The organism is Pedobacter sp., assembly GCF_041645105.1.
GTDB lineage: Bacteria > Bacteroidota > Bacteroidia > Sphingobacteriales > Sphingobacteriaceae > Pedobacter.
Genome location: NZ_JBAZQQ010000003.1, coordinates 172703 through 187784, shown reverse-complemented (window position 1 = coordinate 187784; position 15082 = coordinate 172703). Strand labels below are relative to the sequence as shown.

11 protein-coding genes are annotated in these 15082 nt (G+C 37.6%); 4 read left to right on the top strand and 7 right to left on the bottom strand.

Translation table 11 applies throughout. From position 1 onward, the window contains the following. The first annotated feature begins 184 nt into the window (after positions 1-184). Positions 185-2794 carry a sensor histidine kinase gene (locus WC623_RS10850; protein WP_372850857.1) on the top strand — a complete coding sequence of 870 codons (2610 nt, stop codon included), beginning with the start codon at positions 185-187 and terminating at the stop codon, positions 2792-2794. Here WC623_RS10850 and WC623_RS10845 read toward each other — a convergent pair. Beyond that, positions 2791-3279: a hypothetical protein gene (locus WC623_RS10845; protein ID WP_372850855.1), complete on the bottom strand. Its 489-nt coding sequence runs from the start codon at positions 3277-3279 to the stop codon at positions 2791-2793. The genes WC623_RS10850 and WC623_RS10845 overlap by 4 nt on opposite strands. A gap of 210 nt (positions 3280-3489) precedes the next feature. On the opposite strand from WC623_RS10845, the gene WC623_RS10840 reads away from it, so the two are divergent. Continuing rightward, the gene (locus tag WC623_RS10840) at positions 3490-4347 is read left to right on the top strand and encodes a heparin lyase I family protein (protein WP_372850853.1); all 858 of its coding nucleotides are present in this window, start codon (positions 3490-3492) and stop codon (positions 4345-4347) included. A gap of 51 nt (positions 4348-4398) precedes the next feature. Here WC623_RS10840 and map read toward each other — a convergent pair whose 3' ends face one another. From map to WC623_RS10825, 3 genes are all read right to left on the bottom strand, one after another. Next, positions 4399-5202, bottom strand: a complete 804-nt coding sequence (gene map / locus WC623_RS10835) for a type I methionyl aminopeptidase (protein ID WP_372850851.1) — start codon at positions 5200-5202, stop codon at positions 4399-4401. Positions 5203-5281: 79 nt separating this feature from the next. Continuing rightward, positions 5282-6388, bottom strand: coding sequence for an NADH:flavin oxidoreductase (locus tag WC623_RS10830; protein WP_372850849.1), 1107 nt, complete (start codon positions 6386-6388; stop codon positions 5282-5284). A gap of 10 nt (positions 6389-6398) precedes the next feature. Beyond that, the gene (locus WC623_RS10825; protein ID WP_372850847.1) at positions 6399-6698 is read right to left on the bottom strand and encodes an ArsR/SmtB family transcription factor; all 300 of its coding nucleotides are present in this window, start codon (positions 6696-6698) and stop codon (positions 6399-6401) included. A gap of 284 nt (positions 6699-6982) precedes the next feature. Between WC623_RS10825 and hepB the strand changes: the two genes are divergently transcribed. After that, positions 6983-9292 carry a heparin/heparin-sulfate lyase HepB gene (gene hepB, locus WC623_RS10820; RefSeq protein WP_372850845.1) on the top strand — a complete coding sequence of 770 codons (2310 nt, stop codon included), beginning with the start codon at positions 6983-6985 and terminating at the stop codon, positions 9290-9292. A gap of 87 nt (positions 9293-9379) precedes the next feature. Here hepB and WC623_RS10815 read toward each other — a convergent pair whose 3' ends face one another. Together WC623_RS10815 and WC623_RS10810 are read right to left on the bottom strand one after the other, a co-directional pair. After that, positions 9380-9772, bottom strand: a complete 393-nt coding sequence (locus WC623_RS10815) for a DUF1801 domain-containing protein (RefSeq protein ID WP_372850843.1) — start codon at positions 9770-9772, stop codon at positions 9380-9382. Between the two features lie 14 nt (positions 9773-9786). Next, entirely contained in the window at positions 9787-10779 is a 993-nt protein-coding gene (locus WC623_RS10810; protein WP_372850840.1) for a 2-hydroxyacid dehydrogenase, read from the bottom strand. Between the two features lie 227 nt (positions 10780-11006). Here WC623_RS10810 and ccsA point away from each other — a divergent pair, with 227 nt between their 5' ends. Beyond that, positions 11007-14453 carry a cytochrome c biogenesis protein CcsA gene (gene ccsA, locus WC623_RS10805; RefSeq protein WP_372850838.1) on the top strand — a complete coding sequence of 1149 codons (3447 nt, stop codon included), beginning with the start codon at positions 11007-11009 and terminating at the stop codon, positions 14451-14453. A gap of 67 nt (positions 14454-14520) precedes the next feature. On the opposite strand, the gene WC623_RS10800 is transcribed toward ccsA, so the two are convergent. Beyond that, positions 14521-15063 carry a hypothetical protein gene (locus WC623_RS10800; RefSeq protein ID WP_372850836.1) on the bottom strand — a complete coding sequence of 181 codons (543 nt, stop codon included), beginning with the start codon at positions 15061-15063 and terminating at the stop codon, positions 14521-14523. Between the last annotated feature and the right edge of the window lie 19 nt (positions 15064-15082).

The window sequence follows — 15082 nt, the reverse complement described above, 5'->3', positions numbered from 1 at the left end:
ATAAGTGCCATACATAAAGCCATGGTAGATTTTTCAATATTACCTTGATTTTAATTGTAAATTGCTCCATCCACAACAAAGTAAAAAGAATTAGTTTAAATTCATTACCCAAACTTTGTAAAGTGCTGTCCTTTACTTAATCAGAAGAAATTAATTTCGGCACAATAGTAGCTATGTGTTTCACATGCACAAACATCTATCCTTTTTGCAAGACAGTGGTGAGCTTGGTGAGCTGATCCGTAATAAAGACTGGTCTGTAACCAGTCTGCAATCTCCAGATACCTGGCCGGAAAGTCTGAGATCTGCTGTTGCAATTGCATTGAGTTCCGGGTTTCCAATAGCTGTGTATTGGGGCGAAGATTTTACACTACTATATAATGATGCCTGGAGTAGTATACCAGGTCAAAAGCATCCCTGGGCACTAGGTAAGCCAGGTGCAATCGTTTGGCCGGAAATATGGGATGGGCTAAAGCAAGAATTTGAAAGCGTTTTATCAAAGGGTGATTCATACCGCAAACCAGATGCTCCATTATATATGCATAGATACGGTTATACTGAGGAATGTTATTTTGACTATACGCTTTCACCGATTGTAGGGGCTGATGGAAAAGTTGGTGGCGTGTTTAATGCAGTAATGGAGACCTCCTACCGTGTAATTAATGAACGAAGGAACGAGATTCGCAATGATTTCCTTGCCCAAGCGTCTACGTCCAACTGTCTCACAGTAGCATATGAAAAAGTTAATAAGCTATTGGCCAATGCCACTATGGATATCAGCTTCTTTGCGCTATATGGTTTAGATGTAAATAATAGTTTGGACGAGGTGATCCTTAGCGGAGGTCTGAGTGATGGTCAAGTCAGAGATTTAACCCGACTCCTTAAAGATAAAGATACTAGTGAAGTCACACATCTCAAAGATTTAGATACCTATTTTGAAGAACCGCTAAGCTGCCACTGGCCAGAACCGGTAACAGAAGCTCTTGCGTTGACAATTAATAGCGGCAATTCTGGTATTAAGGGATATATTGTACTTGGTGCCTCTTCTCGTAAGCGAATTGATGAAGATTATCGTCAATTTCATAAAGCAATTGCAGCTAAGACAGGTACATTACTCAATAATGCATTTACTTCCGAGCTGAGCGTTGCCTACCAAAGGGAGTTAATGCTTAATGCGGAACTTTATGAAGCACAACAATTGCTCAATCAAGAAGTAACAGCAGCAAACGAAGAGCTTGCAGCATCGAATGAAGAGCTTGCAGCTGCAAATGAGGAATTAGCCGCTATTAATGACGAACTAAATTTGACGCAAAATCAACTAAATGAAAGTTTAAAGTGGATGAGCGAGAGTAAACAGCGTTTCCAATTTATGCTTAATGCTATCCCTCAGCAGGTTTGGACGGCATTGCCTGATGGTCAGTTAAATTATGTAAACCAAGTCGTTTCTGTTGATTTTGGCTATGAAGGCGATGAGATTGTTGGAAAAGCCTGGCAAGATTTTATTCATCCTGATGATCTTCCGGCCACTTTGCTTGCTTGGAGACAAGCTTTGATCAGTGGAGAAGAGTATTTAACAGAGTTTAGGCTTAAATTCGCTAATAATGAATATGTGTGGCACCTGGCAAGAGCAATACCGCTAATCGAAAATGACGAGATTACTTTATGGCTGGGGACTAATACTAATATTCATGCTCAAAAACAGAATGAACAACGTAAAGACGAATTTCTTTCGATCGCAAGTCATGAGTTGAAAACGCCATTGACTGGAATAAAGGCATTTACCCAATTATTGCAGCGGAGTAAAGATGTAGAACGTAACTCAACTTATCTTGAAAAATCAACTGAAAATATCCACAGGCTCGAAAAGCTAATCAACGATCTTCTTGATGTAACTAAGATCAATGCTGGAAAACTCAGTTATGAGCTTCAGCTTTTTGACTTTTCTCAAATGCTCAAAGACAATGTTGCCAGTATGCAGTTGACTAGTACAACTCATCAGATTGTTCTGGAACAACCCGATCAGTTAAATTTTAAAGGAGATCGTTTGAGGTTAGAACAAGTGATCAACAACTTTCTTAGTAATGCAATCAAATATTCGCCTAATGCAAATCAGGTCATTGTGAAAAGCCAGATGTCTGAAAACGCACTAATTGTTTCTGTACAGGATTTTGGCATTGGTATTCATTCAGAGCATGTACAACGTCTCTTTGACCGTTATTACCGGATTGATAATGATGGTATGCGCTTTGAGGGGTTAGGATTAGGACTATTCATATCTTCCGAAATTCTTAAAAGGCATATGGGGACGTTTTGGATTGAAAGTGAACCAGGTAAGGGCTCTACTTTCTTTTTCAGGCTGCCTGTTACCGAGCCCATACTTGCAGAACCAATTACCAATGAAGATGAGTTTTATGAAGATTCGCATATTAGAATCATCAAAAATAATGAAGCTGATTGGCTGGAAGTGGATTGGACGGGATTCCAAACCGTAGATGCTGTTAAAAATGGTGGTATGCGAATGCTTGCGATATTGAAAAGTAGTGGTTTACATAAAGTGTTGAACGACAATACTCATGTGAAGGGAACCTGGTCAGAAGCTTCAGATTGGGCAGGACAAGAATGGTTTCCAATGATGGAAAATGCAGGATTAAGATACTTTGCATGGGTATACTCTCCCAGTGCCTTTAGTCGATTATCTGCAGAAAAGGCAGTAAATGTTAAAGTTGGGAATACCATCGTCCAGTTCTTTACCGATACCGAATCAGCTAGAAGCTGGTTACTTAGTCTTCCAGACTAAATACGAACCGAATGTAAATGGTGTATATTAGGAGGGAATTTAAGTATTACCTCAATTTTTCTGTTAAAGCGACTTTTAATCATACTGTTAATCTGGCCAATAATCCTGTTGAACTTATCAATAGCTTCCTGAAATAGCTTCTTTTCTTCAAGGGTTTTAGGTGTATGGAATGCTGACTCAAAATAAATAACATCCATATCTCTATAAATTTGAATATGTTCTTTAGCATGATGATTAATAAGATACTTTGTAATTTGATTGATCAATTGATCATAATGATAGCCCTTAATGCGATCTTTACTCATAGCATGCGGAACACTGAACTCCGAATAGTTATTTAATTTAAGTTTATTCTCAGAGACTTCAATATTATCAAAATCAAGAATATATGAACCATTCTTATCATTAACATACTTGATAAAAGTAAAAACCTGATCCCCTTCCGGTGTAATATATATAACGTTATTTGATTGCTCGAATTCCATAATACTGCATCTTCTTTGGTGTCTGTCTACATACTTAACAATCCTGCAAATAAATGGTTTGTATAATCAAAATTATGATCTACAACAATGATAGTCTATATAAGTTAACCGATTTTAAAAGCTTTATGGAGAATATTGAAATAGGCTCTTAACATTCCGCAGTACCTTCATTGTTGTAACCAAATAGATCGAAATCAAAAGAACAAAAGTATGAACCTTACATCTCTAGCTTTTATTGTCTTATTGTTTGCTACAGCATGCGGTAAGAAGGAAGTCATCCCGGCCAATAAAAATGAATCGCCAGATCCGCCAGTCGTAATAGTAAATACTGATACAATTTTAAATGTCACCTATGAAAGTGGTCAGCTTAATTCGGGCATATCAGGAGTAAGGGCTACTGTAGCACCAGGTGCCGATGCAGCTTACTTGATTAATGGCAAAAACAGCAAACATGGCATTGCCCATAAGGTTACTCTTGGGAATCCTGATTACTACTCTGCAGAAGCCTATCGTAGCGAATCTGATGCACTGGAAAATCAAGCTTCCCTCTTCTTTCCAGGAATGGAGAGACGGTACGAATTTAGTGTATACTTAAAAGATTGGGAGCAGTGGAATATTGCAAATACACCATATGGTGATAATATTTTTCAGTTAAAAGTAAGTGGTGGAGATCCGGTTCCTGTTAGACTCCTTACCAAACGAAATGCAATTGTAGCACGCTATGATGCAAGTGGAAATGGAACTGTTATTTCAGATTTCAGGCCTCAGATCAATAAATGGATTGATTTCAGGATAGATGTGAAATGGACATTAGATAACACCGGTTACTTTAAAATTTATACCCGGTATAGTGATGAAGAGAATTATACTTTAAGGTTAGAAAATCTGAATGCAAGAACCTTTACAGGCACTCAGCTAGCTAACGGACAAAAAGGCTATATCAAATGGGGTGTATATCGTGAAGCAGGAAAAGATATCAATGGAAATGTGATCATTAATGATAATGTATTATCCCGTGTTGCCTATCATGACAATATCAGAATCATTAAGCTACCAACACAATTTTAAACATGTTTATTATCATGTTTCTTTGGATCAATTTCTGACTTTGTAATTTCCTTAATAATAGCTACTATTCAAATTGATGTTTTGCTTTTCTGCAGCTTCAATTATTGTATAATCAGATAAGATCAACGGAGCCCCTTTCTTCACACAAACATTATGTTCAAAATGCACCGCTGTTGATTTATCCTCTGAGACTACAGTCCATCCGTCATCCAGAATATCAATTTTATGAGAACCCAAAGTAATCATCGGTTCAATAGCCAGTACCATATTTTGAATCAGCTTTTTACCCTTACCACGGAATCCATAATTTGGTACCTGTGGATCTTCATGCATTTCGCGTCCTACCCCATGGCCTACAAAATCGCGTATTACTCCGTAGCCATGTTGCTTAGCCGTGTAATTTTCTATTGCATAACCGATATCGCCTGTTCTGTTACCGGTAACAGCTTTTTGAATGCCAACATATAATGATTCCTTGGTAATACGTACCAAATCTAAAATCTCTTTTGAAGTCTCGCCAATGATGAAAGTATAAGCATGGTCACCATGAAAGCCATTTTTATAAATCACTGTATCAATTGTAACAATATCTCCATCTTTCAATATACGTTTTCCGGGAAAACCATGAACAACTTCTTCATTTACAGAAATGCATAAGGAATATGGAAAACCGTGGTATCCTTTGCAAGAAGGGATTGCGTTATTGTCTCTGATAAATGTTTCAGCCATCTCATCCAGTGAAAGCGTTGTAATGCCTGGTTTCAACAGTTTTGCGACCTCAGTAATTGTAGCACTTACAAGTAAACAACTCTCTCTTTGTAATTCGACCTCTTCATCTGATTTATATAAATCCATTGCTTTATTTTTTTGCAAAAGTACAAAAAAGCTGCTCATAACCATATGAACAGCTCTTTCTTGTTTTAATGAATATTTTTTAATCTAGAACCAGCTGACTAAGTGCAGCTTTAGTAAAGCCTTTTAATGCTCCTGTTTGTCCTTCTCTGATTTTCTTTACCCAATTTGGATCTGCAAGTAATGGCCTTCCGACAGCTACCAGGTCAAAATCTCCTCTATCCATACGGCGCATTAGCTCTTCTAACGAACTAGGTTCAGAACTCTCTCCGGCAAAAGCAGCCAAGAATTCACCGTTTAACCCTATGGAGCCCACAGTAATTGTTGCTTTTCCTGTTAATTTTTTGGCCCATCCGGCAAAGTTTAAGTCAGATTCTTCAAATTCCGGTTCCCAGAAGCGACGTTGCGAACAATGGAAAATATCGACCCCAGCATCAGCCATCGGAGTTAACCAGGCTTCCAATTCCTCTGGTGTTTTTGCCAGTTGGTTGGTATAATCTGCAGGTTTCCACTGCGACAATCGAAGAATTATTGCAAAGTCTTCTCCTACTTGTCTGCGTACTTCTTTGATTACATCAATTGCAAAGCGACTCCGTTCAACCAATGTTTTACCACCATAAGTATCAGTGCGCAGATTTGTACCTTCCCAGAAAAACTGATCAATTAAATAGCCATGAGCACCATGAATTTCAACAGTATCAAATCCCAAACGTTTGGCATCAGCTGCTGCACGCCCATAGGCTAGTATTGCCTCCGTAATGTCATTCTCAGTCATGGTATTTCCATTAGTAAAACCAGGTCTGTTCAAACCCGATGGGCCTTCGAAAGGTTGAGATGGAAGCCAGCCAGAATGGTGGTTGTCCATAATACCCATATGCCAAATCTGAGGTCCCATTTTACCGCCTGCTGAGTGAACACTTTTAATTACATTCTCCCAGCTTGAGAGGGCTTCTGTTCCGTAAAAATGAGGGACATTGGGATCGTTGGAAGATGCAATGCGGTCAATCACTGTTCCTTCAGAAAGAATCAGGCCAACTTCACCTTCAGCTCTTTTCTGATAATATTTGGCTACATCAGCAGTAGGTATTCCATTTGGAGAGAAAGACCTTGTCATTGGGGCCATTACAATCCTGTTTTTTATATTTAACGATTTCAGACTAAAAGGTCTGAATAAATTGTCAGTATTCATATATTATTGTTTAAATATCAGATTGGATCATCTTACTCAAATCCTCAAATGCGGATTCATTACGTTTGTAATAGGTCCATTGCCCTACCCTTGTAGATTCAACCAAACCTGCACGTTGAAGAATAGATAAGTATTCAGAAACTGTAGATTGAGTTAAGCCTGCTTTCTTTTGGATCTCTCCCACACAAACACCAACTTCAAAGCCTGCATGAACTTGCTCCGGAAAGCTTGCTTCAGGATCTTTTAACCAGGCAAGAATGTCTAACCTCGTCTTATTGGAAAGTGCTTTAAATATATCTAACTGTTTCATAGCACAAAGATATATCGACTTTTTCCGATATTCCAATTAATTGAGAATTGATGACAGCTAAATGATAATATCGAATATTCCCGATATGCCATTTAAGACAAAATGCAAAAACTTTAGCTTAAGCAGAGCCATAAATTGACCTTGTATGAGTTTAGAAAATCAATAAATTCATTTCAATTATGTTGAAAAGCGCAGATGAGCCATATTGATAAGCTATAATCTTTTTACCTTGAGTTTTATCAAGGTCGGATAATAATAAGCGGCCAAGCTATTAAACCAATTATATGAAAAAGCTTTACCTGTATGTTTTTGTTGTACAACTTTTTGTTTTTACAACAAAAGGCTATTCTCAGATCAAGACTGATGTGATCTGGAAAGAAGTGGATGGTGTGTCTATGCCTGTACCTCCTAAAGTTCATCCACGATTATACGTTCGAGAACAACATGTTCCTGATTTAAAGAACAGAAAAAATGATCCAGATTTGAAAAAGGTCTGGAACGACATGATTAAAATGCAGGAAGACTGGAAGCCTGAAGAAATTCCAGAAGTCAAGGACTTTCGTTTTTATTTCAATCAGAAAGGACTTACTGTAAGAGTCGAATTGCAAGCTTTAGAATACCTGATGACCAAAAATCCGAAAGTAGGACGAGCAGCTATTACCTCTATTATAGATACGCTGGAAACAGCTACTTTTAAGAAAGCTGGTGATATTTCGAGAGGTATTGGTCTGTTTATGGTAACCGGAGCCATCGTGTACGATTGGTGCTATGATCAGTTAAAACCTGAAGAGAAAACACGTTTTGTTAAAGCCTTTGTCAGATTAGCAAAGATGCTGGAATGTGGCTATCCCCCTGTAAAAGATAATTCTATTGTAGGACATGCTTCGGAGTGGATGATTATGCGGGACCTGCTTTCTGTTGGTATAGCAATTTATGATGAGTTTCCTGAAATGTATAATCTTGCTGCTGGCCGTTTCTTTAAAGAACATCTGGTTGCACGCAACTGGTTTTATCCTTCTCAGAACTATCATCAGGGAATGTCATACCTGAATGTTAGGTTTACGAATGATCTCTTTGCACTTTGGATATTAGACCGTATGGGTGCAGGCAATGTATTTCATCCTGGACAACAATTCGTTCTTTATGATATGATCTATAAGCGCCGTCCGGATGGTCAGATTATGCCGAGTGGAGATGTTGATTACACCAGAAAAAGGCCTAAATATTATTCATTACCTACATTCCTTGCAGGTAGTTATTATAAAGATGAATATCTTAATTACGAATTCCTTAAAGATCCTAGAGTAGAACCGCATTGCAAACTATTCGAATTCTTATGGCGTGATACCAAACTAGGGAGTAAAAAGCCTGATGATTTACCCTTGTCCAGATATTCCGGATCTCCTTTTGGATGGATGGTTGCTCGTACTGGATGGGGTCCGGAAAGCGTAATTGCAGAGATGAAAATCAATGAATATAATTTCCTTAATCACCAGCACCACGATGCCGGTTCATTCCAGATTTATTACAAAGGTCCTTTGGCAATTGATGCCGGGTCGTATACAGGCTCTTCCGGAGGTTATAACAGTCCTCACAATAAAAACTTCTTCAAGCGTACTATAGCGCATAATAGCTTGTTGATTTACGATCCAAAAGAGATATTCAGTATTCATGGATATGGCGGATCAGATAAAACTGACTTTGCAGCCAATGATGGTGGTCAACGTTTGCCTGGAAAAGGTTGGACTGCACCAAAAGAGCTTAAAGAAATGCTTGCAGGTGATTTTAAAACAGGAAAAATTCTTGGTCAGGGTTTTGGACCAAATAATCAGGCACCTGACTACACTTATCTAAAAGGTGATATTACAGAAGCCTATTCGGCAAAAGTAAAAGAAGTAAAACGGTCGTTTATGTTCCTGAATCTTAAAGACAACAAGGTTCCTGCAGCAATGATTGTTTTTGATAAAGTAGTATCTTCTAATCCTGATTTTAAAAAGTTTTGGCTGTTGCACAGTATTGAAGAACCTGAAATAAAAGGCAACCAGATTACTATAAAACGTACAAAAAATGGCGATAGTGGCATGTTGGTTAATACATCCCTCCTACCTGATCTTGCTAATTCAGATATTAAGTCTGTCGGAGGTAAGGATAAAGAGTTCTGGGTATTTGGTACCAATTACAAAAACGATCCTAAACCAGGTACAGATGAAGCTTTGGAACGTGGGGCATGGCGCATAGAAATCACACCAAAAAAAGCAGCAGCTGAAGATTACTACCTGAATGTGATGCAGGTTGCAGATAACACGCAACAAAAACTACACGCTGTTAAACGTATAGACGGTGATAAGATAGTTGGTGTACAGATTGCAGATAGAATAACTACTTTCAGTAAGAATTTCGAAACTATTAACGGTTTATTTAACTTCTCTGTTGTTGGTAAGGGGACATTTAAATTCGTAATTACTGATCTTTTACCAGGTACCTGGAAGGTATTGAAAGATGGCAAGGTAATACACCCTGCTCTTACGGTAAAAAGTGAAGACGGTGCCCTTTACTTCGAAGGAACTGAAGGTGCATACCGTTTCCAGAAATAAACAATAAACAATCCTTCTATAATACATTGACAGACCCCTCTTGAATATAATTCAGAGGGGTTTTTGATTGTATTGCAGGAAGGTATTTCATTCAATACGAATTAATACGCCTTTTCTTTTCACTAGATTTTTATAATCCCATTGTATAACTTTTGATTTTTCAATCCAACGGGCAAGATCTTCTATGTTAATCTGTTCAGGAGCCGTATAAGTAATAGCTGCATCTTTAAATTTACCGGTGTTTATCTTTAGTTCTGCTTCATCAAAATCAGAACCACTCCAAAACATCAAACGAATTCCAGATTTGAGTTTGCTATAGCCTACAATAGGATTTTCATTTATAAACCAAACAGGATGTGCATGCCAGATCTTATTTTCGGCTTTTGGGAGATTTCGATTAATTTCAGCAGATAATATATTACAGATTTGTCGTTCTAATGCCGACTGAGAATCATTATAAGTCTGTATATCCATGTTCATAAAACATTTCCTTTTTAAGTATTAATTCCAATACGATTCAATAAAGCTAGGCCATCTTTAAAAGCATCTATATTATTAAAAGTCACCTTCGCAATTTCTGTCAACGCTTCATGGGTTAAAAAGCCCTGATGGCCAGTAATCAGCACATTGGGGAAAGATATCAGTTGACTAAGCTGTTCGTCCTGAATAATTGATTCAGAAAAATCCTGAAAAAAGAATTCAGATTCCTGCTCATAAACATCAAGACCAAGAGCACCAATCATACCTGTCTTTAATGCTGAGATAATCGCTGATGTATCGATTAACCCTCCTCTACCCGTATTGATCAGCATAGCACCATGCTTAATATAGCTAAGACGTTCTGCATTGATCAAGTGCTGAGTATCAGCATTAAGTGGACAATGTAATGAAACAATATCAGCATCCTTCAGAGTCTCTTCAAGTGTTCCATATTTAACTCCTAAAATTTGTAATTCCTGATTTGGAAAAGGATCATAAGCTTTGATCTGACATCCGAATCCGTTCAAAATTCTACAGAAGGCTTGTCCGATATGACCTGTTCCTATCACAGCGACTTTTCTTTGATTAAGATTGATCCCCATGAGTCTTTCCAAGGAAAAATTACCTTCTCTTACGCGATTATAAGCCTTATGGGTTTTACGATTAAGTGTTAAAATTAAGGCCATGGCATGTTCAGCAACAGCCTCGGGAGAGTACGCCGGCACGCGTAAAACTGGAATTCCTAATTTTGTTGCATGTCGAACATCAACATTATTAAAGCCTGCACAACGTAAAACCACTAATTGAAGACCCAACACCTTTAATTTATCGAGTATATTCTTGTCAAGTATATCATTAACAAAAATGCAAATGGCTTCATATCCGGCTGCCAATGAAAACGTTTCCTCAGAAAGGGATACTTTAAAAAACTTAATATCATGACCGGTACTATGCTTACTTAAAAAAGCTTCGTCATAACTACTTGTACTAAAAACTGCAACTTTCATATCTACTAAAGGATCTAAATTTATAGAGGACTTTTTCTCGGTCTTCCAAGATAATATAACGAATATAGGATTAAATGATCTCCAACTGTAACAAAAACATTGCGACAAAGCGTTTTAATTGGTAAAAATCATCTCGTATCGTCTTTTTTTTGCCATAAAATTATTAAGTCTAAGTTTTCTGATTCTGTCGGGGCATCTTTGCGGTAACCTATAAGGAACAACTCCTTATGCCGCTGAAAAAATCGGCACAAAAGAAAAAGAACAACACACGAATGATTACAAGGTTAGGCAAGATTCTCTTTTCCACCCGAATGATGGGTGCTATGTTATTGTTATATGCTTTCTCTATGGCCATGGCCACGTTTGTCGAAAATGACTACGGGACAACAGTCGCCAAAGCATTGATATACAATTGCTGGTGGTTTGAATTAATAATGGTTATCCTTGTGCTCAACTTTATTGGTAATATCAGTAGGTACCAGCTTACACAACGCAAAAAATGGCCTTTATTGGTGTTTCACCTTGCTTTTGTGATTATCTTTATTGGTGGGTATATTACACGATATGTGAGTTTTGAAGGCTCAATGCACATCAGAGAAGGGGAATCCTCAGATGCAATCATTTCTGATGCAACCTTTTTCAAAATGCAGATAGGAAAAGATGAACAGGCTTTGGCTTATGATGATCAACAGGCCATCTTAATCTCGAACCGTATTCCAAGCTATTTAAAGCCTTTCAAAAAGACTTTTAAAGCTGAATATGATTACCATGGACAACGCGTTAAGGTAAAAGTAATTGACTTTTATGCAAGAGCACAAGACTCTTTGGTTCATAACCCTGCTGGAAAACCGACTTTACATTTAGTAGTTTCAGAGGCAGGACAACGGGTAAACAAATATGTTCCTGCTGGAACAGTACAGCTCATCGCAAATATGTTGGTGAGTTATAATAAAGAAACACCTGGTGCCATTAATATCTCAGATGCAAATGGCGCTTTACAAATTGCATCACCTTTTGCCGGAGACTATATGATTATGGCCACTCAGGAAAAGAAGCCTGTCATTGAAAATAGTCCGGCACAACCTTTTAATTTAAGAAGTCTGTATACTTTCGGGAGATTGGCTTTCGTGATTCCAGAAGCACCTGTTACTGGCGATATCATTTATTTTGAAGGTGATAAAACAAAAAATGAACATGATCCGGATCTGGTTAAAGTGGAAGTAACCACTCCAAATAGTATAGATACAGTTTCTTTCTATGGTGGAAAGGGAATCACTAATTTCCAGCATCAAAGTGAAATTGGAGGATTATTAATTTCAATGGCCTACGGTTCTAAAATCTACAGAACTCCGTTTTCAGTTAAATTAGTGGACTTTAAAATGGAGAAATATCCAGGAAGTAGCAGTCCCTCCTCTTATTCTTCAGATGTGCTAATTCAGGAAGGTGGACAAGATACACCTTACAAAATTTATATGAACCATGTATTGGATAAGGCAGGATATCGTCTATTCCAGGCAAGTTTTGATGATGATGAACAAGGAACAGTACTTTCTGTAAATCATGATGAATTGGGTACAAACGTTACTTATATCGGCTATACTTTATTATTCCTTGGTATGTTCGTTACTCTATTCTGGAAAGGAACACATTTTTCAAAACTAAATGAGCAATTGAAAAGTATTTCTAAATCAGCCAAGTCAAAATCACTTTTACTGTTGCTTTTATTCCTTCCTGCAAGTGCTGCATTTAGTCAGAAGATCGATATGCACGGTAAAAATGGCTCTTCAGCTATTCCGGGGCTTGTAAAGCCACAAGCACAAATGCCTGCTGATGACGGTCATGATCATTCAGCACACGATGGGCATAACCATGCCCCTGGGGAAGGACACGATCATTCAGAACACGATGGCCACAATCATGCTCCTGGCGAGGGACATGATCATTCCGCACATGATGGCCATAACCATGTGCAACCGGGTAAGGCAGAGCTTGAAATGATGTTGTCGGCTAAAACAGTAGAACCTGTACAGTTTGCAGCTTCCATAAAAATAGATTTGGTACATGCAGATAAATTCGGTCATTTACCAGTTCAGAATATAGATGGAAGAGTTGAACCTATCAATACAATGGCCTTAGAAATTCTAAGGAAATTACATCGTAAAGACCGTTTTCATAGCTTGAACGCTAATCAATTCTTCCTTTCTGTTTCTACTACACCTTTTATATGGATGAATGTTCCACTCATTAAAATTGGTGCTAAAGGAGGTCCTGGTTTATTAAAAGCCGTTAAAGCGAATGAAGGTGGTTATACGTCCATGATTAACCTATTAAAGATAGGCGAAGATGGAGCCCTTCAGTTTATATTAAAAGATGATTATTCAAAAGCTTTTGCCCGAAAACCAGCTGAGCAAAACAACTACGATAAAGAGATCATTGAGCTGAATGATAAGCTTCAGGCTATGCAGGCATTGATCAATGGACAGTATTTGCGCATCTTCCCTATAGCTGGCGATGAGAATAATACCTGGGTTGCTATGCCTTCAGCAGTGCGTGATTCTCCCCTTGCAGGCGAATTAAATCCTATTGATCGCTATGCTAAAAACATTAAAGATGCTCAACAGACAGGCGACTGGTCTGCTGCCAATGCTACGTTAGATCAGTTCAAAGCCATCCAATTGAAATTTGGTAAAGAGGTAATGCCTTCAGATACTAAAGTATTTTGGGAGATCAGCTATAACTCATGGAATATTTTCCTTAATCTGATGATTACTTATGCTCTGTTAGGTGCGGTAATCTTAAGTCTGGCATTCTTTAAGTTGTTTAAGGATTCTAAAACACTTGATAAAGTGGTCACCTTTGTATTGATCTTAATCAGTATTGCAGCATTCCTTCAAGGATTTGGATTGGCCACAAGATGGTATATTTCAGGACACGAGCCGTGGAGTAATGGTTACGAAGCCGTATTGTTCATCAGTTGGATTGGGGTATTATCTGGATTGGGAATGTATAGAAACAGTAATGCTTTTATCCCTGCAGCAGGTTGTTTAATTGCTGTTATTTTAATGGGATTTGCACATGGTGGATCCCAGATGAACCCGCAGATTACACCATTGGTTCCGGTACTTAAGTCTTATTGGTTGATGATCCACGTAGCGATTATCACCTCTAGTTATGGTTTCTTCGGACTAAGTGCCCTAATAGGTACAGTGGTCTTAGTTTTATATGTTATTGACAACAATAAAATCAGTGCTAAGGTAAAATCTTCTATTACAGAATTAACGATTGTAAACGAAATGTCCTTAACAGTGGGGCTGTTTTTGCTAACCGTGGGTACTTTCTTAGGTGGTATCTGGGCTAACGAAAGTTGGGGACGTTACTGGAGCTGGGATCCTAAAGAAACATGGGCGTTTATCTCAGTGATCATTTATGCATTCGTTTTACACGTTCGTTTGATCCCAGGTTTAAGAACTAAATACTTGTTTAACTTATTGTCGTTGTTGAGTTTCTCAACGATTATCATGACCTATTTCGGGGTGAATTATTACTTAACAGGATTGCATTCTTATGCGCAAGGTGATCCTGTTCCGATCCCATCATGGGTTTATGTAACTATAGGATGTATTTTTGTATTGGCGTTTATCTCCTATCGAAGATTTAAACTTAGGAATAAGTAATTATCAAACAATATTTGAGGTCGGCCGAATGGTCGACCTTTTTTGTGTTATTATAATAAATCAACTATCAAACTACGTCTTCTATTTTTAAATCCGAAACATAACTAAGGATTAAATGATCGGCGCCAAGTCCCTTAATCAGAATAAAATCAGAAAGTCGATTCCATAATTTTTTCAGCCCATTAATATCATCAACTCCATTTACCTCTAAATAATCTTTATACTCTTCAAAAGTCAAGTCATTAATGGGCTTAAAAAGACTACAAGCATAGAAATACTTCCATAAATCAATGATAAGATTTGGCGTACTAAAATCAAATTGAATCACTGCTATCGCATCAAACTGCCTTTGATCAACTTTAAATAAATATTCGAATTTACCTTCATTCTCAAACTTCTTAAAAATCTTTTCTCTTAATATTCTTAGTTCAGAATCTTCAGTCAAATCTTCTTCTCTCCTAAAAAAGAAAAATACTTCATCACCAATAGAAAACAGTTTATTTATAACACTTCGAAGATAGACCCGATCGTTGCTTTCATGATAAATATCAAATTCACCAATATTTAATATTGAAAGATTTCCATTAGTTTTTATATTTCTGTATATCATTTTATCGATTTGTCAAATT